The sequence below is a fragment of the Leptospira kirschneri serovar Cynopteri str. 3522 CT genome, assembly GCF_000243695.2.
In the GTDB taxonomy this organism is placed as follows: Bacteria; Spirochaetota; Leptospiria; order Leptospirales; family Leptospiraceae; genus Leptospira; species Leptospira kirschneri.
In genome coordinates, this window is the sequence record NZ_AHMN02000013.1 from 322,596 (window position 1) to 346,212 (window position 23,617).

Here is a 23,617-nt window from a genome sequence, read left to right on the forward strand (position 1 = left end):
AAAGCGCGGTCCGGTAACGCCGGATTCGCCCCGGTTTTCTTTCGCTGAATTTATGTTATTGAAATGTAAACTTATTGGATTGGCGCTTTATTATGTAGTTCTGAATGGTATTAAAATCGAATGTGACAATGATTTTGAATTAGAGGTCGCAAAACGGCGATTTGATGCAGAAAGAAGATTGTTTTTTTGGAGTTTTATAAAGGTTCTCTTAACCGGAGAATATACAATTTATCTAATTTGAAAACAACAATCTTCCTTCGCTGAATCTACCTCGAATTTCTTCCTTTTCCAAGTCACCCGGATTTCCAAATAAAGTCGCGTCTTCTCGAGTCAGTTCTATCAGATTGGAATCTTTTCTTAAGTCCGCAATTTTAAAATCCGGAAGACCACTTTGACGAACTCCCATCAACTCACCCGGACCTCTAAGTTGAAGATCGATTTCGGATAACGCAAATCCGTCGGAAAAATTTACCATCGCTTCCAGTCTGACCTTGGCGTCTTCGGTAACTTTGGAATCTGTCATCAAGATACAAAAACTTTCTTGATCTCCTCTACCTACACGTCCTCTCAACTGATGTAGTTGGGAAATACCAAAACGATCCGCGTGTTCAATTACCATAACCGTCGAGTTTGGTACATCAATTCCGACTTCGATTACAGTCGTAGAAACTAAAATCTGAATTCTATTTTTGGAAAATTCTCGCATAACACGATCTTTTTCCTCTACTTCCATTTTACCGTGAACGAGTCCTACTTCGAAGTCAGGAAAAGTTTCGTGTTTCAAATGTTCATAAGCTTCGATGCAAGACTTAAGATCTACTTTTTCCGATTCTTCCACCAATGGATAAACGATATAACATTGTCTGCCGGAGGAAACATATTTACGAATGGATTTATAAATTCCTTCCCTACGGTCTTCCTGAAACCATTTTGTTTGAATTGGCATTCTACCTTTGGGTTTGGATTTGATCGTCAAAAGATCCAAGTCTCCGTAAAGAGTTAAACAAAGAGTCCTAGGAATTGGGGTCGCCGTCATGGCTAGAATGTCCGGGTTTTTTCCTTTAGAGCGGAGAGTTTCTCTTTGATCTACTCCGAACTTATGTTGTTCGTCTATGATCACAAGACCCAACTCGGAAAAGTGAACGTCTTCTTGAAAAACACTGTGTGTTCCAATGACAAATAATGTGTCCCCTTTTTTGATTCTATAGAGTTTTTCGTATCTGTTTTTTTTAGGTTCTTTGCCAACTAAAAGTTCGATTCCTAAAAAAGGCATGTTACCTAAAAAGGAAAGAATGGTCTGGTAGTGTTGTCTTGCAAGAATTTCCGTCGGAGCAACCATACACACTTGAATTTGGTTGTCTATATAACGTAAAGCAGTCAAAAGAGCGACTAACGTTTTTCCGGAACCTACGTCACCTTGTAAAAGAACGGCGATCGGTTGTTCTTTGCTCGTAAGTTCCTTAATCTTTTGAAGCGCTGAGTTTTGATCTTCTGTAAGTTGAAACGGAAGGTTTTTACGGACTAAGTTTGCGGTTTCTGATTCCGGTAAAGGCCAGAGGACCCGCTTGATTTTTTCGCGCTCTTTCTTTTTATGTTCTATTAGAAGATTAAAATAAAATAATTCTTCGTATTTCAATCTATACTTTGCGGTGTCCAAAGAAGTTTCATCTGTCGGAAAGTGTATCTCTCTATATGAATCTTCTCTTAAAATCAAACCTCTTCGTTTCACAATTTCGTTTGGAAGGATTTCCGGAATTTTACCCTTTAATTTTTCCAACGCGGAATAAAGAATTTTACGAAAACCTCTGGAATCTAAACCTTCCGACTTGAGGACTTCACTCGAAGGATATAAAGGAATGATTCTACCTGCGTGGATCATTTCAGGAAGTTCTGAAAGTTCTTCTTCCGGTTCTTGTTCCTGGTTTTTCTTTTTGGAACCGGTCGAACTTATAGGATAAGTAGTTTTGATCGCACTCGTTAAAATTTCATAGTCCGGATGAATCAGTTGAAAACCTCGAAAGTATTCCAGCTTTCCTGTGGCAACTAACGTGGTTCCTGGTTGAAATATTTTTTGAAAAAAATTAACACCGCGAAAAAACACGATCGAAATTCTTTCGTTGTTTCTGGTCTTAGTACCAACTACGAGTCTGGACTTTTTACCGTGTGCAAGGTATGCGTCTATAACCTCTACGATTAAAGTTACGGCTTCACCGGTTTTCAAAAGTACGTTGTCGGTTAGGTTTCTATCTAAGTATCTTCTCGGAAAAAAGTTGAGAAGATCTTGTAAGGTATCGATTCCTATAGACGCAAGAGCAGCCGCCTTGGAACGACCGACTCCTTTGATCACCGTCACAGGCAAAAGAAGTCCGTTGTTTTGGGTCGTCGTATTTTCAGTTTTAGAGACCGAGTTCTTCATCGTTGATTGGCGTTGGAGTCCATTCCGGGTCGGGAATTTGAGAAGATGTAAAATTTCGATTTTCCGTCTCTTCTTCTAATCCGAGATAACAATATCTACAACCGTAAATTCTAGCGTGTCTTTTGATACCGGGAGAAGGAGGTTCCGAAATGATGGCGTATAAATATTCCGTTTTTTGCAAGTATTTTCCGCAAACCGGACAAATTCTAGGTTTGGGAAGATTGGAATCCCAATTTTTACCATAAACTTTTTTAGGATCTCCGTAATCTTTTGACACTCCATTTTCTAAGTCTCTTTTTTTTTCGGATTTATCTATTCTTCTGGTATCGACCGAATAAAGAAGATGAAAAAAAATCGCTGCCACTCCTAAACATAACATCACGGTTAAAAAACCAGTCATTGTTTTAAGTAGTCCTTGATTTTTGCGGCCATGGTAGAGGGAAGTCCGATTCCTTTGTCCTGCAATCTGTGGGAATATTTATGAAATGAATACGTATGTTGTGAAGTTTGAACGATTCCATCGAAACAATGTTCGATCGATTCTTCTAAAGATTTACTTAAAGGAATATTGGAGGCGATCTGTTGTTCGTATTTTCTCAACAACTTGCGGTTTACACCTCTGCAAATCGATCGATAAAAACAAAATCGAATTACCATTTCCGAATCGGAATTCCCGTTTAAAATATCTTCTTCCAGTTGGTTTAGATTGATACAGTCTACAATTTCTAATTTATACGCTTCGGTGTTGTGTTCGTAGGTCACAAGATTCATAAACAAATGTTTAAATAAGGAGATCTTATAACAATCTTCCATGCCACATTCGCCCATTTTAGAATTTTCACATTGAGTATACATTACAATATCCGTATCCGATTCCGCAGTCGCCTGACCGAAGTTAAGCGAACCTAAAATGTCAAATGCGATCACGTCTCCTCCAAAGTTGATTAATTTGGAGAATTTTTTAAAGTCTTCGATTCTTTCTCTGGAAATTGTCGTTTCGTGGGATCGGAAATATCTTTTTAATCCTGTGAACTTTTGGATGGTGGGATTGTTTTTGAAACCTGAGATCGTCATGTCAGACTCTCACAAAATCTTCCGCGGACACCTCCGAATCTTGATTTACAAACGTAACCGAAGGGAAGTTACCCTTACAATCTACTTCCATTAAGAGGCGAATTTTGTGGTCCACCAGTCTATTCAATTTTACGGTTTCTACAAGCCCATTTTCTAAAAATATTTCTGAGAAAAATCCGCCCGGTTGAAAACCAAAAACGGAATCTACGGCGCCGAAGTTGGAAGGATTTAAAAAAACGGTTTTCCCTTTTTTAATAATACCTTGGTCTTCGTGAACGTGTCCTGAAACAACAAGAGAAGGATTGTATTCATCTAAGTATCTTCTAATTCCTTGAGAACCTACGTTTCCATAATTCGGAATCTTATCTAAAAATCCATAAGGAGGATTATGAATGACTACTATATCTGGTTGTTCTTCTTTAAAAAAATCTTCCGGCTCACTATAACTTTTACCATTACGGTTGTATTCGTGAAACTTAACCGCCAATTTTTCCGGAATTCCGGAAGTAAGAATCGGAGCGCCACCATAACCTGCAAATTTATAACCGTCTTGTTCAAAAGTTTTTCTATGAATGTCCCTTTCATACAAAGCACTGTATTGAAGATCTATATCATAGTTGCCTGGAAGAACTCTTACCGGAGCTCTGGAATATTTTTGTATAATGATTTCGATGAGTTCATATTTTTCCTTCATCGTTTTGGCGGCTTGATGAAATAGGCTTCTGTATTCTTTAGATTTTTCTACTATATCAGGACTGTATTTTTCGGGAAAACGGATAGCTCTTGTAGCATAGTCATAAGCGTTGATCTCTTCTTTTTGATCTTGAGAGATACGATACATTTCTTCTTGGATCGTACAGAATTCTATAATACGATCTGTACTAAAGAAAGCCTTATAAATAATATCTCCGGAGAATAGATATAAGTCTGCTGTGGTTTGTTGTAGAATTTCCTTTAAGCCTCTTAAGCCGTCGTGAATATCGGTCAAGTAGATGATCTTCATTGGAATCGATTCGGAATATCGCCGTCTCTTTTATACTACAATTTTATAATGAAAAAGAAAGCTATAAACTCAATTTAGAAATAGGTTATGGAATGTCCAACCTTTCTAAAAATTAGTCTCTCCAAAGAAGTAGAAGTGAGTCTTGATTTTCTGAAATGGGTTCGATTCGGATGTATTCTGGACCAAAAAAATCTAAAAGAGGTTTTAAAATGGTTCCTGATCTTACGAATAAGAATACGTTTCCTTTTTCCGGAATTACTTTTTGAATAGTGATTTTACCGGCGAGATCCGGAATTTCAGAAAGAAAATAATCTATATTTACAGTGATAACATTTCGAATCCCTGTTAGACGAAGGATTTCTGGAATTTCCTCAACGATTGTTTCTAAAATCAATCTCCTATGAAATTGGAATATTTTAGAAAAAATACGGATTGGGTCCAACTTTCTAAGAGTGTGACTGAACAAACGAAAGGAATGAATTTGAAAACGAACCTGATTTTGGATCACTTTAACTGGAATGAGCCTAACGTTGTAATCTACAAATTCGGTTTTTAAAAATCGGGACCAGAATAAACCTTGGATCGAAAAATGTCCGGTTAAAATCAGAACTCCGTTTTCAGAATCAAATTCGAGAGATTCCAGAGGATCGTCCGATTCAGAAATTTTTTTCTTCAAAATTTTATTTAGAGAATGAAGTTTAACTGTGATCTTATAATTGCTCTTTTGGTTCTCTTTTTCAAAAGAATGTCCAGTAAAAAAATCGAACGGATTGAAGATGAGTTTCCTCAAATCGAGCATGGGAGATCAAAAATAGTTTGCGGGTAAAGAAGAGTAAACTAAATTATTAATTCCAAGTTGGGAATGGTTGTTTCGAAATTGTTTGGTAGAAAAATTTTTTCGACTTCAACCTTACATGAGGAGTTTACATGAAAATTGGAGTGATCGGATCGGGAAGTTTTGGAACCGCGTTGGGAAGTCTTCTTGCAGATAAAGGTTATGAAGTTACTCTCTGGTGTAGAAGCGATTCTCAAGTTGAAAGTATCAATTGCAATCATATCAACAACAAACATCTTCCTAATTTTATTCTACCGGAAAAACTTACAGCAAGTAAGGATTTAAGAAATGTAATTCAAGGAAAAGATATGATCGTATCTTCTCCACCTTCTCATGCGTTGACTGAAATTTTAAGAGAGATCAAAGAATATTTGCCGGAAAAAGTTCCTATCGTTTCCGCGAGTAAGGGAATTGAAAACGGAACGTTACGTCTTGTTTCTGAAATTTTTGAATCGGAACTTCCCGAAAAATATCATTCTTATCTTTCGTATTTATCTGGACCTTCTTTTGCAAAAGAGATCATCCAAAAAGTACCGACGATTGTAAGTATCGCTTCTAAAAACGAAACGACCGCGCGTAAGGTTCAGGAAATATTCAGTTTTTTGTATTTTCGAACGTATTGGACTCCGGACGTAATCGGAGTAGAAGTAGGAGGTTCTTTGAAGAACGTGATCGCTTTGGCTGCGGGTGTAAGTGATGGGTTAGGTTTTGGACAAAATACAAGAGCTGCTTTGATTACAAGAGGTCTAAATGAAATTACAAAAATAGGTTTGAAGTTGGGCGCGGACCCAATGACTTTTTTAGGACCTTCCGGAATGGGAGATTTGATTTTGACTTGTTGTGGAGAACAATCTAGAAATCGTACCGTAGGATTTAGATTGGGTAAGGGAGAAACCTTAGAACAAATTCTTTCCAGTATGAACGAAGTTGCTGAAGGAGTAAAGACTACTCAAAGCGCGTATGAGTTATCACAGAAGTTGGGAATCGAAATGGCGATTACGAACGAGGTTTATAAAATGCTTTACGAAGGTAAGAATCCGAGAGAAGTTGTGAAAGACCTTATGAAGCGCGATCTTAAAAGAGAAGGCGTTTCAGTCTGATCTACCTTGAAGCTTCTTTCCTTTAAATTTCATCTTTATCTGGTTTTGGGTCTTGTATCTTTTGGTTCGATTTCGGCTCAAACCAAACAGGAATTTGGATGGGCCAAAAGTTCGGAAGGTTTTTCCTTCAATTTAAATGGAAGAACTGTATTTCAATCTAAAGACGAAATTAAATCCTTTCCTGAAAATCTAACACTTTTGGAAAAAGCAGATTATCTTTTTTTTGCGGGAGAATATTTTATTCTCAATAAAGATGTACGTCGATACGAATCTTTGTTGAAACTGACGGAGAATGCGGAAAGTGAACTTGTGTTAGGCGGAATTTTTTTAAGAATATTCAAAGAATTGAATTTTAATTCTAAGGAATCTTCCCGCAATCTGCTGATTCAATTTTCGAAGAACGAAAGTTCTTCTTATCTCAAGGAATTAGCGGAAGGATTTGATCTTTCTGTATTTGAAAAAAAAAATCCGGAAAATCTAAAATGTTCCAGAAAAGTTGTATATTATTCTCTTTGTAAAACCCTACGTCTAAAAAAATATCTTTCTGATTTTTCTCCAAAAGCAAAATCCCACGAAAGAGAATATCTAAATTTAAACAGGACTCTGGCACCGTTTTTAGAAGATCCGGAACTGAAATACATTCCTTTTTTAAGTAATATGATCTATAACATCGCTGATCAGCTCGCGGAGCTAGGACTTTCCAGAGAAGCGGTTCATTTTCAGAAAATTTTAATCATCTCCGAAAATTTAAGCGGTAGAATTATAGGATATTCTTATGAAAAACTCGCTTATTATTATTTAATCGGAGGAGATCTAGTTTCTGCTGAAAAAGTATTGGATTACATTCTTAAGTATCATCCGGATATAAGAACTTCTTATAAAAATAATCTTTATCTAAAGTTAGGCACCATTGCATATCTCAATCAAGAATATAAGAAATCTCTGGATTACTATTTGAACTTGGATTTTTTAGAATGGTCTTCCACGATTTTAAATCCGTTTTTAGGAGAACCGATTTCAATCAACAGCGCTAGGGATATGATCTCGATGGCGATCTGGAGATCTAAAAGTTCCTTTAAGGCGGTAGACGCACTCAAGTCCGTTTCTACTCCTAAAAATTTGACCGAAGACGATTTATTTACACGTCTTAGAATCGTACAGATTTTGATGAACGATGAACCTGAAGTAGCGGGAAAGATGGCGACCGAAATCACTTTTTTAGCGCAAAGTAAGGGATGGAAAAGGGTAGAATACGCCTCTACTTTGTTAAACGGATTTATCCATTATAAAAAGAACGATCTTAGAAAAGCGATCATAGAATTTACAAAAGCATACGGAATTTTAAGAACTACAGATCCAATTTATACGGAAGAATGGATTCGACTTGCAGGTTTGTTTTATTCTCATAAAGAATCTAAATCCTTAAAAACGGTTAAAGGCGCTTTGGATCAAGCCGTCTCGATCATGATTCTTAGAAGACCAGACGATATGCTTCTTCAATTGAAAAATTATCTTCCAATAGTTTACGGAGTTCGAGAATTTACGGATGCAGCGATCCAATATTATGCGGCTCACGGACATACGATGGAACTTTTGGGATTTTTATCCCGTTTAGAACAGAAAGAAACGATGGGAAATCCGAACGCTCTCATTTCTATCATTGATACAAGTCGAAGAATTTCTTCTTTTAGAGGATTTTATCCGGGACCTAAGGAACATTTGACTTCGGTTCGATCGGAAATTCGCCAAACAGAGGTTATGCGACTCTTAGAAGAATCTGATCCATTCCGGAATCAAGAAATCAAAAAATCTCATACTCCAGTGTTGAGCGTTTTTGTAAGGGATAAAAGAACTTATGTCTTTTGGAAACAGGGTAATTCTCAGGAGATAGAACTGAAAGAGATTCCTTCTGAGTCCGCTTCTTCTTTTACCGTTCAAGTCGTATTAAAATCTTTGATTGAGTCTTTGTATAAAAAAGATAATGTTCAAATTTATCTAAACGTTTCTGGAATGGAATCTTTTGATTATCTTAAGAAAGAATTTCCAGAAATCGATTTTAGATTTTTTACTAAGTTCAGCAAAAAGAACGATAACTTTAAATCGGAACGTATTTACGTTTGTGACTGTAATCATGCAGATAATCTTTCCAATACCAATTTTGAAAAAGTTGCCTTCACATATTTTGAAGGAAATAAACTGTTAATTGGAAATCGTTCTACGATGATTTGGAATTTAAAAGTTGCGGATCATTCGGTTTCAAACTTAAACGAATATTCTTGGAGTTGTGGAGAAGAACAGATTCGTTTTTCAAGATTACATAGGCGTTACGACTTTAGAAATACTCCTCAGAGACTGATCTTTACGAGAGACTCTTTGAGTGGTAACGGTTGGAAAGGAAGATCCGAAGACTTTTTAGATTGGGTTTCTTTTTGGATCCATGCAGGGGTTTATAGAATGTATTACATTCCGTCCTTGAACTTAAATTCAGAATCGGACATAAAACTTATGGAAAAAATTTCTCAAGAAACAAACGAACCGGAAACGTCGTTTAGGGGAATTAGAATTCGAAAACATATCGAATAAAAGGTCGTTTTTTCAAAACGTTAGTTCTATAAAATCTAATGTTTTTTTCTTTTAAACGATCGACATTTTTTGCCAATTCAAAGACTCTATCTTCCAGTAAGTCATGGACCCCGAAGGTAGTCAGTTCTACATTCCAACGATATTAAATTTCCGTTTTCTAAACTCAAAGGCCGTCCTAAACCCATACATTCTTAGATCCAATTGGATCCCTATTCTCCTACAATGGAATTAATCGGTTTTTTTATAATCATTTTACTTATATTTGCCAACGGATTTTTCGTTTCCGCCGAGTTTGCGTTGGTTTCGATTCGTCCTTCTCGTTTAGAGGAATTGATCAAAGAAAATAAACCTCTTGCATTTGTTACTAAACGCGCGGCTCAAAAACTTAACGACATGTTATCCGTATGTCAGGTAGGAATTACCATCGCCAGTCTTTTGTTAGGTTGGGTGGGAGAAGGATACGTTTCCAGATGGCTAATTTTTCTTTTGGAAATGTTTGGATATTCTGCAAATGAAGCGACTATTCACGGTTTGGCGATTACCATTTCGTTTACGATTATCACTTTTCTGCATATACTTTTAGGAGAACTACTTCCTAAAACAGTAGCGATTCAGAATACGGAACCGGTTGCTCTTTTTATTAGTATTCCTTTATTCTTCTTTTATTATCTATTTTATCCGATTACTTTTTTCTTAAACGAAATGACTTCTTTTCTTTTGAAGTTGATTGGAATTGAAGCAAATAAAAGCAGAATGATGCATTCTCCTGAAGAATTGATGATCATCATTGAAGAGCAAAATAAACAAGGTAAGATCGATCAGGAAGAATTTCAGATCATTCAAAATACGTTTCAGTTTTCGGAACATCAGGCAAAGGATGTGATGACTCATCGTTTGAGTATCATAGGAATTCCGCATGATACTTCTATGGATTCTTTAATTTCTATTATTGCGGAACACCATTTTTCCAGATACCCAATTTATGAAGGTAGTACGGATAAAATTATCGGAATCATTCATGTTCAGACTTATCTTACTTGGTTGTCTAATTCTAAAAAAGGTAGAAAAGAGAAGGTAACCGCCATTATGCAACCTCCGATTTTTGTTCCCGAAGGTCTTTCGATCGAAAAGGTGATGCAAAAACTCAGAGAAAACAAACAACACATGGCGATCGTTATAGACGAATACGGTGGAGTTGCCGGTCTTCTTACTTTAGAAGATATTATCGAGGAAATTTTCGGACAGATCCGAGATGAAACGGATGATCACGAGACGGATCCATTTCCTACTCAACATTCGGATAGTTTTACCATTGACGGCGAAGCGGAGTTAGACGATCTAAAAGAAATTCTTGTAGGAGTTCAAGAAGAAGAGATCAAAGATATTCGTACAATTGCAGGTTTTATTTTAGGTCGTTTAGAAGATATGCCAGAAGAAGGTTCTACGATTTCTCTTCAAACCGGAACTCTTACCGTTGAGAAGATGGAAGGTAATAAGATTCTTTTGGTTCGTTTTACAAGAGTTAGTTTAAACAATCGAGCTCAGTCTAAAAAATGAGAATCGGAAACGTTTATGCCTAATCTTAAAAAAGAAATACTCGTTGCCGTTTCGGGAAGTATCGCCGCATACAAGGCCTGTGAACTTGTAAGAAATCTTACTAAGGAAGGTTATCCAGTAAGTGTAATTATGACGGCGAACGCGACTCAGTTTATCGGATCCATTACGTTCGAAGCATTGACTAACAAAAAAGTACGCGTAAATGAATACGAGCAAGGTATGGCTCATATAGATGCTAAAAACTCCGCGTCAGTAATGGCCGTTGTTCCCGCTACCGCAAACATCATCGGTAAAATGGCAAACGGGATTGCGGATGATCTTGTCACCTCGACTTATCTAGCAGCGAATTGTCCTGTGGTCGTTGCACCTGCTATGAATCCTTTTATGTATGCTCATCCTTCAGTTCAAAGAAACTTAAAACGATTGATCGAAGACGGTGTGATTCTTGCGGACCCTTCCGAGGGAGTGGTTGTCTGCGGAGACGAAGGATATGGAAAGTTAGCCGAAATCTCTCTAATACAAAAGTTAATTTTGGATTTATATCAGAGATCTTAGATTCAGAGAAATTAAGATGCGATTTTCTAAAGCGATCATTACGTCTGGACCGACCATTGAATGGATCGATCCTGTGAGGTATATTTCGAACGCTTCTTCTGGTAAGATGGGTTTTCATATCGCCGAAGCCGTTTCTAAATGGATTTCCGAAGTTGTTTATATACACGGTCAAGTATTAGAAAATTATAAAAATCCTAAGGGTTCTAAAAGTATTTCTGTGGAAACTACATCCGATCTTTGCAACGCGGTTCTTGCAGAAATTCAGACGGATACGATCCTAATTATGGCGGCGGCTCCTGTTGACTTCCGTCCATCTAAAAGTAATGAATCTAAAATTAAAAAAGAAGAAGAAAATGAAACCTTTCTACTGGAACTCGTTAAAAATCCGGACATCTTAAAAACTGTAAGTTCTAAAATTACAGAGGAAAAAATTTCTGGTTGTTGTTTAGTAGGGTTTGCCGCTGAAACGGATTTTTTAGAAGAGTACGCTCAAAATAAACTGAAAAGTAAAAATTTAGATTATATTGTAGGTAACTACGTGGGTAAAAATGAAAAAGGTTTTGGCGAAGTAGATACGACCGTGTTTATTTATTCCACTTTTGGGAAAGTCGCTCAAATTGGTCCTTTTTCTAAGGAAGTAGTTTCCGATAAGATCGTAGAGTTTTTAAAAATAGAAACTTCTAAACCTTTCGTGAAAGTGAATTTGTTGTAACGCGAAAGGGATCGATGCGAGGTTAATAAATTGAAACTAAAGAAGATTATTATATAGCGTTTTTTGCATACAATTTATTAACCAGAGCTGAGAGCCCGGTCCGGCTGCCTGTGGCAAGCCGGATTCGCCTCGATTTCTTACGCGAACTCACGTTAAAACTTATCCCGAGACCTCAAAAGATATAAGCGATAGCTTTTTAGAAATTTCTAATAAATGTTAGAACTCCTATGGAAACCGTTTTATATGGGTATTTGTTAACTTTCCAGTGATTCTTCATCAGTAATCTTTAAGTTTTGGGACAGGCCCTTGATTAGGTGAATTTTTTTTAAAGGATTTTCAATTAAGTTCATTTATAATAATACTCTAATATAGGTTTGATTAAAGTATTTATTCAATATTAGGCATAATTTTCCATAGAAATTCTATTTCCGCAATTAAACGAGGTATATCTTGTTTTGCGTTTGCAATAAAATCCTGATCTGCAAGTGATGCTCCAGAAAGTTCTATATCGTTTTTTGATGTTCGAATGAAATCGGAACCTGAAGTATGATCTCTACCTTCAATGAATGATTTCCACGGTCCGGGAGTCGAAGCTTCCCAACGTCTCTTGATTTCTTCCAGTTCTTTTAGAGATAAACGATTCAATTAATTCCTCACTTTTAAGGTGAGTTCGATGGTTGAAATTTATTAGAGTTGTTGAAAAATTCCATAGTGGCGATTAACTGCTTCAATTGCCGATTTGCATAAAATAGAAACAGATGGAGAATTAATTTTTCAATAACTCTATTTTATAAAACCTAATCTTTCAATAAAAATAAAATGTGGAACTATCACAACATCTATTTTTTACAATTAAATTTTGAAAATGTAGGAACTCATACGAATTCCAATCGTGAAAAACGAATATTTAAAAATTCATAATGTGACTTAATCTGTGGGAACTCTCACAAATCTAGATTTTACGATCAAACTTTGAAATTCACTTTTAGAAAAATTTTTCTATTTTCTCTTATGTAGAACTCACGTTTTTAAAGTTTTATACATAAGAATTTCAGAATAAATTGCGACAATTTAAAAGTCTATCTCAAAACAAGGTTTATGGTATCAGATTTTACTTTAACGTTTGAAAAAAATATTTTTTAGTTTATACGAATTCTATTTTAGAAATTTGTTTTATTATACTTTACTAAAATATTTTTGTAAAAGATTGAGTTGGTGGCTCACTAACTTCGTTATGATTTTATGTTTTAGTTAATAAACTTCTGATTTATCTTTTTTGAAATTTATTAACTAAAGTTGAGGCACAACCTGTTTGTCGATCGTTGTGCTTCAACTTCCTTAGAGAGGTTTGGTGGTCGGTGATTTAAAATTTAAAGAGACCATATCCGAACATGCGCCACTTTATTCGGTTTTCTTTTTGATTTTTCTATACAAATCCTGCCAGTTTTTCTTGGTCCTGGGCGAGTAGAATTACGGATTCGCAATAAGTTTCCCAGTCGGTTCTTCCGGATGCAAAATCGAGATAAATGGATTCTAATAATAGAAAAAACATAAATCACCTCTTTCTTTAAGATCGATCCGATTTCAGATTTTCCTTGAGTTCTTTTTTTTGTGGTAGAGAATTGGGGAAGTTCATTCTTTATTCATATGTCTCCTGTTCTTTCTGAATCCCAACTTCGGGATTTTAAACATACCTTAGAATCTTCTAACATACCTTTTCGCTCGGAAGTTAGATTGGGAGTGTTGTCTTCCTTCAAAATCGGCGGTGTTTGCCCTGTGATTGTTGAACCCGAAATTTCTTCTCAAGTTTCGGAAGCTTTGCGCATTTTTTCTAAATTTGATATTCCTTGGAAAATTTTAGGAGGAGGTTCTAATCTTTTAATTTCGGATCATCCTGATAATTTTGTTACTTTACGTTTGTCCGGTAAATTTAAGGAATTTGCATCTTTAGGTGATGGAAAGTTTCAAATTGGGGCCGCGACCAATACCACTCCTACATTTCGTCAAATTTCACAATTAGGTTATACCGGAGTTGAGTTTTTAAGTACGATTCCAGGTTGGACCGGTGGAGCAGTGATCCAAAATGCAGGTTGTTACGGCGGAGAACTTTTCGATTTGATTGAATCTGTCGAATTTTTGAGAAACGGAGAAGTGTTTGTTCGTAAACCGTCTGAAATCAAATACGGTTATCGGTTTACCGAGTTCTTAAATCAAAAAGATTCTATCATTTTAGGTATTAAAATTTTTCTCAAAGAAGGAAACTTAGAAGAGATCGAATCTTCTTTAAAAGATAAAAGAGATAGAAGAAATTCTTCTCAGCCTGAAAATAAAAAAAGTGCCGGTTCTGTTTTTAAAAATCCAAAAATCTTTCGTGAAGATGGAAAAGAAATCAAAGCTTGGGAATTGATCGATCAAGCTGGTTTGAGAGGTCGGATCAAAGGTGGCGCTCAGATTTCTTCCGAACATTGTAATTTTATAGTCAATTTAGGAACTGCTACCGCTTCCGATGTACACTATCTGGTTGATCTAGTTGTAGATAAGGTTCATCAAACGTCCGGAATTCTTTTAAACCGAGAAATCGAATTTTTTGGAGACATCCCTTGATTTTTTTCTAAGTTTATTACAAATACGTTTAAAAATGAATCTTATGCCTATCCATGTTATAGGTTTTTATACAAAAAATAATCTAAGAGCTGCATTCGTATGGATTTTTTTGTATTTATAAGTAATTTATAATGTACTTATAAAACCTCTAAAATTAGACGCTGTATGTTGTTTGCAAGTCATAGAGAATGGTCATTCTTTAGAAGCATACATCGATAGATCTGCTTCGTGTATCAACTCATCAAGTTTTTGAATAGAACCGATCGACATTCCCCAAGTAAAATTAAAAGGAGGATCGTTTTCCTCACATTTTTTTAGAAGGACGGACATTGTTTCCCTAAATCGGTTTTGGGTTTGGAGTATTTTTTCCTGATTTTCATGTTGTACTAAAACTAAAAATTCATCTCCTCCAATTCTGAATATTTTATCCGTTCCACGAATTACGTAACGAAGAATATCCGCAAAATAACAGAGCACTTGATCTCCCGTTTTATGGCCGTAAGTGTCGTTGATCATTTTAAAATCGTTTAAGTCTAAAAGGGAGACTAACGCAATATGGTTTTCTATTGTCCTACCGGACCATTTTTCTTTAAGATGATTCAGCTTATTGCGGTTAAACGCTCCAGTCAATGAGTCTCGAAATGCAAGTATTTTTGTTTTTTCATATTGATCTGAATGTGCTAAGGAGATTGCAGTAAAATCTGCTATCGTTTGAAGAATGACTAAATCTTCAGGAGAAAAAGAGGATCCGTTAAAACGATTTACTAATTCGATAACCCCGTGGACTTCTCCTCTGAATATCATTGGGACTGCTATGATCGTTTTTGTCTCGAATCCTGTTCTTTCGTCGACTTTTTTGGAAAACCTAGGATCGTTTTTTACGTTCTCTACAAAGATTGGGGATTTTGTCTGAACAACTGAACCGGCAATTCCTTCTCCCGACTTTAATCGAATATTTCTAATATGATTGAATTGTATTCCTTCCGCTATTAGAAAAAATAATTCTTCCGAACTTTCATCGTAACGCATCAAACTCCAATTTTTAGGACTAAAAAATAAACGGACTTCTTCCATTACTGCACTTAGTACTTCTTGCTGCTCTAACGAAGAGGTAATAATTTTTCCAAGGGAAGAATATAACTTAATTAATTCCGGTTTTGAGTCTTTTAAGGTCATTGGTATTTTTTACTCTTTTTTATTTTATTAAGAGTTTGAAGCGTTATTTATCAAGATATTTCCAAGAAAACTATGATTTTATTCTAGTGTTGATTTTATAAAATACACACCATAAATTTTTAAACAAGTCTCCCATGTAACTTAGAATTTGGGATATTTTATTATGTAGCGCTTGGTATAAGTTTTTTTTTTTCAGGGACAATTTTTGAAACTAAACGTTGTATTGGAATAGAATAAACGTTATTCATTACTTAGAAATTTAGATTGTATTGAACTCGCGTTACTACTGATCTCTATAAAATTGAGTACCGTTAATTCTATCACAAAACGTTGATTCTATGTAAAATATTCGGTACTTTATTAGAGTTGTTGAAAAATGAATTCTCCATCTGTTTCTATTCCATGGAAACGAGCAATTGAAATAGTTTTGTTAAACTGAACTATGGAGTTTTTCAACAACTCTATTATATAGTTATGAATAAGAGCTTGTCCTAAAACCTCAAAGAATTTTACGCGATAATCTCTTAGAAATTTTTAATAAAATGCAGTAGTTCCTACAAATTAGGTTGTATCTGTATCTGGCAATTTGCGAACTTTTAAGCAGTTCCAATCTTATTCAATTTTCGTAGTAGTTCTCACATTGAACGGTTTTGGGACAAACTCTACCCTATACAATAAAGTGTCATAAATGCTGAAATAAATCCTAAAATGTGGGAACTACGACAAGCCACGAATTTACAAATAAATTCTAAAAGTATAGGAACTCATACTAGTTAATAATTTTATTATATTCAAATTAATACAAAGACAAATCCAAACGATTGAGCGAGGATTTGTCTAGGAGTTTATTTTGTGTTAGACGGGAATTGCCTGTTTGGAAGCTCTTTCCAGTTTGATCAAATTGGCGCTAGTGATAGCTATACTATCCAAGTTATAGGTTTGAGAAATTGATATTCGTCTTTCGAGTTCTTTTCCATTTAACACTTTCAAGGACTTTTCCAAAAGAAGTCCGCATAAAAAACGAGCCGCTATTTCTACAACCTCGAACGCTAAAGAATCTTTTACGTTTCCGTCATGAATGGATTTGTAAAATACTACGCTTGAATCTAAATCTTTCCAAACTTTTTTAAGATCTTCCGAGGCAGAAAATTTGGAAAGTTCTGCTTCCGAATATTGTCTGAGTTGTCCGGTTGGAGACATTCCAGATACGACACCTCCAATTGCGGCGACAATTTGTAATTGAGTCGTTCCTTCGTAGATTGTAGTAATTCTACTATCTCTATAAATTCGAGCCACGTCGTAGTCTTCAGTGTAACCACTTCCACCATGGATTTGTAATGCGTCCGATGCAATTGCAACACATCCTTCGGAAGCGTAGTATTTACTCAACGGAGTAAAAAGGTCTGCAAGTTTTTCCCAACGACGAATGGATTCATCCTGACTTATTTCTTTTTCTGATTTACCTTCTATTTTAATAAGATGTTCTTTTGGCCAGTGATAAAGATCGATCGCCTTTCCGGTTTCAGCGATTAGAACTCTGGTCGCTAAAATTTCTCTTTCCATACGATCTAAAATTTTTTTCACTGCGGGAATTTGTTCGATCGGTTTTCCAAACTGAATTCTTTCAGAAGCATATTTTTTAGCTTCGTAATAAGCGGCGGTTGCAATTCCCAAAGATTGAGTTGCGATTGTAAGCCTGGCCGCGTTCATCATTCCCATCGAATATTTTACAAGTCCATATCCGGTTTTGCCGATCAATTCTCCCGGAGAATTATCAAAAACTACTTCACAAGTAGGAGAACAATGAAGCCCTAATTTATGCTCCACACCCGCGATATGTACGTCGTTTCCTTTTACTAGAAAAAAAGATAAACCCCTCGCACCACTTTCGGGCGATCCTGTTCTCGCTAACGTAAGAATTATGGACGGTGCATTGATATAACCACAAGCGTGTGTAATAAAACGTTTGGCTCCGTTGATTCTCCAAATTCCGTTTGCGTCTTGAGAAGCTCTTGTTTGAACATTAGGAAGATCGGATCCATAGTTTGGTTCTGTAAGTGCCATTGCCGCGCTGTATTTTCCTGCGGAAATTTCCGGAATCCATTTTTCGCACATTTCGGAAGAAGCGTATCTTTCCATGATTTCTACAATGTTTATATTTCCGTAGGAAAGACAAAAAGCGGCGTCTGCCCTTGCGGCAACTTCCATCATAAAAGATTGAACTGTTGCTGGTAATCCCATGCCGCCGTATTTTCTACTGATTGAAATTGGCATCAAACCGGCGTCTCGGAGTGTGTTATAACATTCTTCTTGTGCTTTTGGAAAAGTCACTTTTCCGTTTTCATATTTAAGTCCAATCCGATCCATTTCCTTACTGCGAGGGGCTACAAATTCACCCATAATTTCACCTAAGGACTCTAAAACGGATTTATAATATTCTTTAGCTTCTTCCACGTTGGAAGGTGCATAGGCTAATCTTTCATTGCCTGTTTTTTTATATTCTTCTGCGTCTTCGAATTTATGTTCGTATGCATGGATGATTTCTTCCCAATCGATTAACCGGTTAAAAACGAGTTTTAGATCTTCATTGTCTTGAAAGTAATTGCTGATAATCATGGAGTTCGTACCTCTCAATTATGCCCAATAATTAAGAGTATCGAGAAGAGATGTCAAGCATCAAAGAAAACTAATTTGCGGTCTTATCCTCTTCTTTCAATTTTTTTAATTTTGGCAATTCGCCAATTGCAACTGAATACCAAATCGTATTCAAAGAATGTTGATAATATGCCTTTCGATAGGCAATTTCAGAATCTAAAAAAGAAGTTTCAGATACTAAAAGTTCAAGACGGGAAACTGTTTTAAAACTGAAACCTCTTCTTTGAGAACTTAGATTGGATTCTGCGGAATTGCGTGCTTTTGAATATAGGGATAATAAACGAGCGGAGTTTAAGGAACTTTCATATGCTTTTCGAATTTCATCGGTTGCGATCCTTTTTGTTTGAGACAATTGTAATTCTGCTTGTCTCAATGCAGATTCTGCCTGTTTAACTCCTGCCGTGATGGTTCCGGCGGATAATAGAGGCACGTTGATAGATAGTTGCATCGTAATGTCTTTATTTGGAGTTGTATTGTGTTCTGGAATTGTATAATAATTATTTAATGTAACCGAAGGTAAATGCCCACCCCAGGCTTTTTTCAAATTGAATTCCGCCGCCTTTAAGTTTTCTTTTGCAGCGATTACGTCGTATCGTTTTGCGATTCTTTCTTCGGGTAATAGGTTTTGAGGAATGGAGATTACTTCTTTAGGAATTGCCAATCGTAAACCACCTTCTCCGGCTCCTATAAGACTTTCCAGTGCCATTTCCGCCTGCTTTAACTGATACTTAAAATCTTCTAAATATGCTTCGGATCTGGAAAAATCCGCTTCGGCTCCGCTTAAGTCCGCTCTTGTAATTTTTCCCAAGGAAAAAAGTCTTCTTCTTTCTTGGATTGTTTTGCGAACCAAATCGGTCTTTTTTTCCTCCAAAAGAATGATTTCCTTTAATTGTAGAACATTATAATATGCTTGTGCAATTTCTAGATAGAGTCGCCCAGATTCGTAACGGGCTTCATTCAGTCTCACGTTAGTTAGGGCACCAGCGGCTTTATAAGTAGTATATTGATTTATTCCGTTTAAGATGGGAATGCTTAAAAGTAATCTCGTTCCAGGACCAACCGTAGGAGGAAGGCTGCTTGTAGAAGAGCTTCCGGTAAGAGGATTTGGTTCCGTATAAAAAGGATTAAAGTGGGAGTTGGGTCCCGGAATTCTATAGAATTTATTATACACTAAAGATAAAGAAGGAAAAAAGGAAGCGAACGCAGCAGCTTTTTGAGCATCTGCCTGTTGGATCGCTTCTTCTCTAAGGGCGATTCTTTCCGTTCTTTCCACCGCGAAAGCGTATAGTTCGTCTATAGTTAATTCCTGTTCGGGTAATATACTTTTGATCTTTGCGGTAGTTACCCCGGTTACCTCTTCTAACCTCGGTTCAACAATTCCGTCTCCTGTTCGAATTCCGGAATCGTCCGTACATCCGATTGCAAATACGAATATAAAAAAGGAAACGAATGTAAAAAAAACGTTTTGGAATTTGAAATTTTTTTCTGTATCCAACTTATTTTTATAAGATGTTTTATACTTTAGGAATGATAAGGAATTCTTGTCATGGAATATAAGTTTATAATTATTTTTTAATGTATCTTTTGAAAATACGTGCATATTTTTAGTTTTACGGTTCGTTCTATTTGATTCGATTAATTGTGAGTTTTCCAAATGCCTAAAGATGTGGAAACTCATACAATTTTTAACACTATCCAAAGTTTATAAATCTCTTTACGGATTCCTATAAAATTGAGCACCCATAAATCTTGTGACTAATTCGTTTTCGGTATAATCTTTCTTACTTAGAATTTCACATTATTGAAATGTAAACAATCGGGTACTTGATTATATAATTCTAAGTAACATCTAATTGTTCAATTGGATCTACTTTAAACTTATATTTTACTGGTCTTGGGTCGAGTTTTTACCTCCTTTTCTCCTAAATAGTACGCGGCGGGAACTACTAAAAGTGTAATCAAGGTTGAAAGTGTCATACCACCTAGTATGGTTACCGCCATCGGAATTCTAGTTTCTGCTCCCGGTCCAAGCGCCAACGCAGGCGGAATTGCCGCGGCGATAGAACTAAAAGAAGTCATCAACACAGGTCTTAAACGGATAGGACAACCTTCTCGGATTGATTCTTGAATATTTTTTCCAGTAGAACGAACGTGATTCACAAACTCCACAAGAAGGATAGAATTCTTTTTTACTAATCCTAAAAGAAGAATGAGTCCAATAAAACTATACATGTTAAAAGATTGTCCAAACACATAAAGTGCGACTAACGCACCTGTAAAGCTAAAAGGCATTGCAAGTAAAATGTAAAGAGGTTGTTTTAAACTGTTAAATTGACTCGCAAGGATCATATAAGAAAGTAGAATTCCGAATAATAAAGCAAGAGTTAGACTGTTACCGGATTCTTTTGCAGTTTTTGCCGAACCGGTCATGGCGACCGAATATCCCTCCGGAAGAATTTCTTTAGCAATCTCTAATGCTTTTTCCGTAGAAACGTTTTGACCCAAAGTAGGGGCGGGGTTTCCAAATACTCGGATCGCCCTTTCTCGATTGATCCGAGTGATCGTTTTAAGTGCTTCTTTTTCTTGGATATTTATGACTTCTTTTAATTTTACAAATTCTCCAAATGTGTTTCTAACTCCAATGTTCGGAATTACCGAGATGCTTTCTCCCTTTTCCCTTTGAATTTTGACTCTAACGTCGTAACTTCGGCCGTTTTCTGTAAAACGACTTACGTTTTTTCCTCCCATCAACGTTCCGACCGTATTTCCAACGTTAGCCATGCTTACACCTCTAAGGGCGGCGGCTTCTCGGTTCGTTACAAGTCTAAGTTCTTTTTGTCCCGCTACGTAGTCTGTATCTACGTCCAGTAGAATTTTACTTTCTTTGAGTTTATCTAAAATTTTTACAGAAAGTGAGGATAACGTGTTCCAGTCAGGACCAGTTAACACGAGTTCGATGGGATAACCCCTTCCTGCGGAAAATCCTCTTTGAGAAAGATCTTGCACGGAAAACGTAGCTTCCGGAACCAATTCTTTTAAATCTTTTCTTAATATACTAAATAAGGCGGCTTGGGTGACTTCTCTTCCTGTTTTAGGATTTTTAGGTCTGTGTCCCATTTCTTTCATCGTAATAAAAAACATTCCGGTATTTGCTTCCGTTCCTCCAAAACCACCTACGTTAGAGATATACTTTTCTATTTCTTTTCTTTGAATGAGATATTGTTCTACTTTTTTCATGGTTTCGTCCGTTCTTTGTAAAGAAGAGCCTAAAGGAAGTCTAGCTCGAACAATAAAACGTCCCATGTCTTGAGGAGGAATAAATTCTTTCTTTAAGAGGAAAAAAAATCCAAGAGATCCAATAAACAAGACGGTGGAACCAAACACGATCCAGCGGGGAAATTTTAATACGAAGTCGATAGAACGTTCATAAAGAAAGATACTGTAATCTAAAAAACGTTCCATGATAGGATCCATCTTTTTAAAAATAGAAATTTTTGAAATCCATCGATTCCAAACTTCGTAAGCATTTGCAGAAAAGATAGATTTTTTATCGTTCTTTTTTTTATCCTCCGCATACAAGGAAGCGCGCATGGGAGTAAAACTGAGAGCTTCAAAAAGGGAAAGAAGAACTGAAACTGAAATTGTAACGCCGAATTCTAAAAAATATCTTCCTATGATTCCTTTCATAAAAGCGACGGGAAGAAAGATGGCAACGACGGCTAACGTTGCCGCAAGAGCGGCAAATCGGATTTCAGTTGCTCCTTCCAGGGCGGCTTGAAACCAGGATTTTTTCATTTCTCTATGTCTGGTAATATTTTCTAGAACCATAATCGCATCATCTACAACGATTCCGGTTGCCAGTGATAAACCTAACATAGTAAATGTGTTAATCGTAAAACCGGCAAAGTATAAAAACAAAAAAGTTCCAATTACAGAAGTAGGAATTGCGAGAAGAACGTTTCCGGTACTTTTCCAGTTTCCTAAAAACAATCTACAAACAAAACCGGTAAGGATAGCGGAAAAGATCAGAGTAAATTCTAGTTCATTTACGCTGTCTCGGATATAACCTGTGTTGTCGTTAGAAACGGTAAGGTCGTAACCTTTGGGGAGTTTCGGTTTTAATTCTTTGACTTTGTTTTTGACAAGATCACCTACTTGAACCGCGTTTGCTCCTTTGAGCTTTTTGATACCGATTGCAACCGCAGAAATACCGTTAAATCTAGAGATTCTGCGAACTTCGCCTAACCCATCTTCTACGATCGAAATGTCTTTTAAACGAATTGATCTAAAAAGGGGAGAACCGCTTCTTGAATTTAAGAATATATTTCCGAATTGTTCCGCGGTGGGAACTTCGCCAACTGCACGAAGACTGATTTCGTTTGTTCTATTTTCTAATCTTCCGGAAGGAACTTCTAAATTCTGTTCTTTTAAAGTGTTTACGATGTCGTCTACCGCGATTTCGTTTCTGGAAAGTTGGGTAGGATCTAAATAAACATTGATGGTTCTATCGACGTAACCGCCTAAAATGATTTCACCCACACCTGGAATTTTCTGAAATTTATCTTTAAGAAAATCCTTTACGAATAACATTTTTTCTTTTTCGGATTTATCGACTGCGGTGAGAGAAACCCAGATGATTGGGGTATCATCCGGATTGGATTTAGTAATAACAGGAGGGTCCATTTCTTCCGGAAGTTTATTGGAGACTTGGGCGAGTTTTGTTTGAATTTCTTGAACGGCGACGTCTACGTTTCGACTCAGTTCTAATTCCACAGTGACCGCGGCGGAACCGTCTGAGGAAATCGATCTGACTTCGGTGACACCTTCAACCGTCATAAGAACTTCTTCGATTGGATCTACGACGTCTGTTTCCATTACCTGTGCATTGGCTCCGGTGAGGGTGAGGGAAACGTTTACAACTGGAAAGTCGACGTCTGGCATTTGGGAAACGCCCATTCTGGAAAAACCAATCGATCCAAAAAGAATGATCGCTGCCATCATCATCCAAGAGAAAATCGGATTGCGTATAGAAACTGCGGAAAGCAAATAAAAACCTCTTTAGATTCAATAGGAACGAAGATTGAAATGAACCTTAAGTATTAATTCGACCTAATTTTTATCTTCTGGATCCAAATTTTTTAATTGGAAGTTCGTTAATTATGAAATCGTTTATTCAAAATTAAGATACAAAGAAAGAATATATAATAAAGGACCCAGGTTTTTATACTTCAAAAACGTAATTTCAGCGTAATAAAAGTTTGGGCGCATCCGGACCGCGCTTTCAGTTCCAGTCAATAAATTGCATAAAAGAAACGTAATGCAATATTTCTTCTTTAGTTTCAATTTA

General features: G+C 36.4%; 18 protein-coding genes. 7 read left to right on the forward strand and 11 right to left on the reverse strand.

Features of this window, described 5'->3' with window-relative positions; genetic code table 11:
- Positions 1-58: 58 nt before the first annotated feature.
- Entirely contained in the window at positions 59-241 is a 183-nt protein-coding gene (locus LEP1GSC049_RS2000000228870) for a hypothetical protein (protein WP_016561024.1), read from the forward strand.
- Here the strand turns inward: LEP1GSC049_RS2000000228870 and recG are convergent.
- From recG to LEP1GSC049_RS210260, 5 genes are all read right to left on the reverse strand, one after another.
- Complete coding sequence (gene recG / locus LEP1GSC049_RS210280; protein WP_004762837.1) at positions 233-2,416, reverse strand: ATP-dependent DNA helicase RecG; 2,184 nt, start codon at positions 2,414-2,416, stop codon at positions 233-235. The genes LEP1GSC049_RS2000000228870 and recG overlap by 9 nt on opposite strands.
- Positions 2,397-2,816 (reverse strand): hypothetical protein, encoded by a 420-nt coding sequence (locus tag LEP1GSC049_RS210275; protein WP_004751465.1) that lies wholly within the window; start codon positions 2,814-2,816, stop codon positions 2,397-2,399. The genes recG and LEP1GSC049_RS210275 overlap by 20 nt, the downstream gene beginning before the upstream one ends.
- The gene (locus LEP1GSC049_RS210270) at positions 2,813-3,490 is read right to left on the reverse strand and encodes a hypothetical protein (RefSeq protein ID WP_004751549.1); all 678 of its coding nucleotides are present in this window, start codon (positions 3,488-3,490) and stop codon (positions 2,813-2,815) included. The genes LEP1GSC049_RS210275 and LEP1GSC049_RS210270 overlap by 4 nt, the downstream gene beginning before the upstream one ends.
- Position 3,491: 1 nt before the next feature.
- The gene (locus LEP1GSC049_RS210265; RefSeq protein ID WP_004751418.1) at positions 3,492-4,493 is read right to left on the reverse strand and encodes a metallophosphoesterase family protein; all 1,002 of its coding nucleotides are present in this window, start codon (positions 4,491-4,493) and stop codon (positions 3,492-3,494) included.
- A gap of 112 nt (positions 4,494-4,605) precedes the next feature.
- Positions 4,606-5,292 (reverse strand): hypothetical protein, encoded by a 687-nt coding sequence (locus LEP1GSC049_RS210260; RefSeq protein ID WP_004751439.1) that lies wholly within the window; start codon positions 5,290-5,292, stop codon positions 4,606-4,608.
- 128 nt (positions 5,293-5,420) lie between these two features.
- Between LEP1GSC049_RS210260 and LEP1GSC049_RS210255 the strand changes: the two genes are divergently transcribed.
- The 5 genes from LEP1GSC049_RS210255 (at position 5,421) to LEP1GSC049_RS210235 (ending at position 11,835) form a co-directional block, all read left to right on the forward strand.
- On the forward strand, positions 5,421-6,428 hold the full coding sequence (locus LEP1GSC049_RS210255; RefSeq protein WP_016561047.1) for an NAD(P)H-dependent glycerol-3-phosphate dehydrogenase: 1,008 nt from the start codon (positions 5,421-5,423) through the stop codon (positions 6,426-6,428).
- 6 nt (positions 6,429-6,434) lie between these two features.
- Positions 6,435-9,011, forward strand: coding sequence for a tetratricopeptide repeat protein (locus LEP1GSC049_RS210250; protein WP_004783436.1), 2,577 nt, complete (start codon positions 6,435-6,437; stop codon positions 9,009-9,011).
- A 222-nt stretch (positions 9,012-9,233) separates the two neighbouring features.
- On the forward strand, positions 9,234-10,568 hold the full coding sequence (locus LEP1GSC049_RS210245; RefSeq protein ID WP_004751397.1) for a hemolysin family protein: 1,335 nt from the start codon (positions 9,234-9,236) through the stop codon (positions 10,566-10,568).
- 15 nt (positions 10,569-10,583) lie between these two features.
- Positions 10,584-11,123 carry a phosphopantothenoylcysteine decarboxylase gene (locus LEP1GSC049_RS210240; RefSeq protein ID WP_004751571.1) on the forward strand — a complete coding sequence of 180 codons (540 nt, stop codon included), beginning with the start codon at positions 10,584-10,586 and terminating at the stop codon, positions 11,121-11,123.
- Between the two features lie 16 nt (positions 11,124-11,139).
- Positions 11,140-11,835 carry a phosphopantothenoylcysteine decarboxylase gene (locus LEP1GSC049_RS210235; protein WP_016561046.1) on the forward strand — a complete coding sequence of 232 codons (696 nt, stop codon included), beginning with the start codon at positions 11,140-11,142 and terminating at the stop codon, positions 11,833-11,835.
- A gap of 387 nt (positions 11,836-12,222) precedes the next feature.
- Here the strand turns inward: LEP1GSC049_RS210235 and LEP1GSC049_RS210230 are convergent, their stop codons facing one another.
- On the reverse strand, positions 12,223-12,480 hold the full coding sequence (locus LEP1GSC049_RS210230; protein WP_004751615.1) for a hypothetical protein: 258 nt from the start codon (positions 12,478-12,480) through the stop codon (positions 12,223-12,225).
- A 781-nt stretch (positions 12,481-13,261) separates the two neighbouring features.
- Positions 13,262-13,387 carry a hypothetical protein gene (locus tag LEP1GSC049_RS2000000228960; RefSeq protein WP_000465702.1) on the reverse strand — a complete coding sequence of 42 codons (126 nt, stop codon included), beginning with the start codon at positions 13,385-13,387 and terminating at the stop codon, positions 13,262-13,264.
- 95 nt (positions 13,388-13,482) lie between these two features.
- Between LEP1GSC049_RS2000000228960 and murB the strand changes: the two genes are divergently transcribed.
- A complete protein-coding gene (murB, locus tag LEP1GSC049_RS210225) occupies positions 13,483-14,439 on the forward strand; it encodes a UDP-N-acetylmuramate dehydrogenase (RefSeq protein ID WP_004751430.1) in 957 nt (318 codons plus the stop codon).
- Positions 14,440-14,631: 192 nt separating this feature from the next.
- Here murB and LEP1GSC049_RS210220 read toward each other — a convergent pair whose 3' ends face one another.
- From LEP1GSC049_RS210220 to LEP1GSC049_RS210205, 4 genes are all read right to left on the reverse strand, one after another.
- Positions 14,632-15,615: a sensor domain-containing diguanylate cyclase gene (locus tag LEP1GSC049_RS210220; RefSeq protein WP_004751562.1), complete on the reverse strand. Its 984-nt coding sequence runs from the start codon at positions 15,613-15,615 to the stop codon at positions 14,632-14,634.
- Between the two features lie 855 nt (positions 15,616-16,470).
- Positions 16,471-18,231: an acyl-CoA dehydrogenase family protein gene (locus tag LEP1GSC049_RS210215; RefSeq protein ID WP_004751603.1), complete on the reverse strand. Its 1,761-nt coding sequence runs from the start codon at positions 18,229-18,231 to the stop codon at positions 16,471-16,473.
- Between the two features lie 70 nt (positions 18,232-18,301).
- Positions 18,302-19,948 carry a TolC family protein gene (locus LEP1GSC049_RS210210; RefSeq protein WP_370602227.1) on the reverse strand — a complete coding sequence of 549 codons (1,647 nt, stop codon included), beginning with the start codon at positions 19,946-19,948 and terminating at the stop codon, positions 18,302-18,304.
- Between the two features lie 200 nt (positions 19,949-20,148).
- Complete coding sequence (locus LEP1GSC049_RS210205) at positions 20,149-23,316, reverse strand: efflux RND transporter permease subunit (protein WP_016561036.1); 3,168 nt, start codon at positions 23,314-23,316, stop codon at positions 20,149-20,151.
- Positions 23,317-23,617: the final 301 nt, after the last annotated feature.

Coding starts and splice junctions, on each gene's coding strand:
- LEP1GSC049_RS210275 (WP_004751465.1), bottom strand. CDS start 2,816: ATGACTGGTTTTTTAACCGTGATGTTATGTTTAGGAGTGGCAGCGATT.
- LEP1GSC049_RS210235 (WP_016561046.1), top strand. CDS start 11,140: ATGCGATTTTCTAAAGCGATCATTACGTCTGGACCGACCATTGAATGG.
- LEP1GSC049_RS210210 (WP_370602227.1), bottom strand. CDS start 19,948: ATGAGTTTCCACATCTTTAGGCATTTGGAAAACTCACAATTAATCGAA.
- LEP1GSC049_RS210265 (WP_004751418.1), bottom strand. CDS start 4,493: ATGAAGATCATCTACTTGACCGATATTCACGACGGCTTAAGAGGCTTA.
- LEP1GSC049_RS2000000228960 (WP_000465702.1), bottom strand. CDS start 13,387: ATGTTTTTTCTATTATTAGAATCCATTTATCTCGATTTTGCATCCGGA.
- LEP1GSC049_RS210240 (WP_004751571.1), top strand. CDS start 10,584: ATGCCTAATCTTAAAAAAGAAATACTCGTTGCCGTTTCGGGAAGTATC.
- LEP1GSC049_RS210220 (WP_004751562.1), bottom strand. CDS start 15,615: ATGACCTTAAAAGACTCAAAACCGGAATTAATTAAGTTATATTCTTCC.
- LEP1GSC049_RS210215 (WP_004751603.1), bottom strand. CDS start 18,231: ATGATTATCAGCAATTACTTTCAAGACAATGAAGATCTAAAACTCGTT.
- murB (WP_004751430.1), top strand. CDS start 13,483: ATGTCTCCTGTTCTTTCTGAATCCCAACTTCGGGATTTTAAACATACC.
- LEP1GSC049_RS210245 (WP_004751397.1), top strand. CDS start 9,234: ATGGAATTAATCGGTTTTTTTATAATCATTTTACTTATATTTGCCAAC.
- LEP1GSC049_RS210255 (WP_016561047.1), top strand. CDS start 5,421: ATGAAAATTGGAGTGATCGGATCGGGAAGTTTTGGAACCGCGTTGGGA.
- LEP1GSC049_RS210260 (WP_004751439.1), bottom strand. CDS start 5,292: ATGCTCGATTTGAGGAAACTCATCTTCAATCCGTTCGATTTTTTTACT.
- LEP1GSC049_RS210270 (WP_004751549.1), bottom strand. CDS start 3,490: ATGACGATCTCAGGTTTCAAAAACAATCCCACCATCCAAAAGTTCACA.
- recG (WP_004762837.1), bottom strand. CDS start 2,416: ATGAAGAACTCGGTCTCTAAAACTGAAAATACGACGACCCAAAACAAC.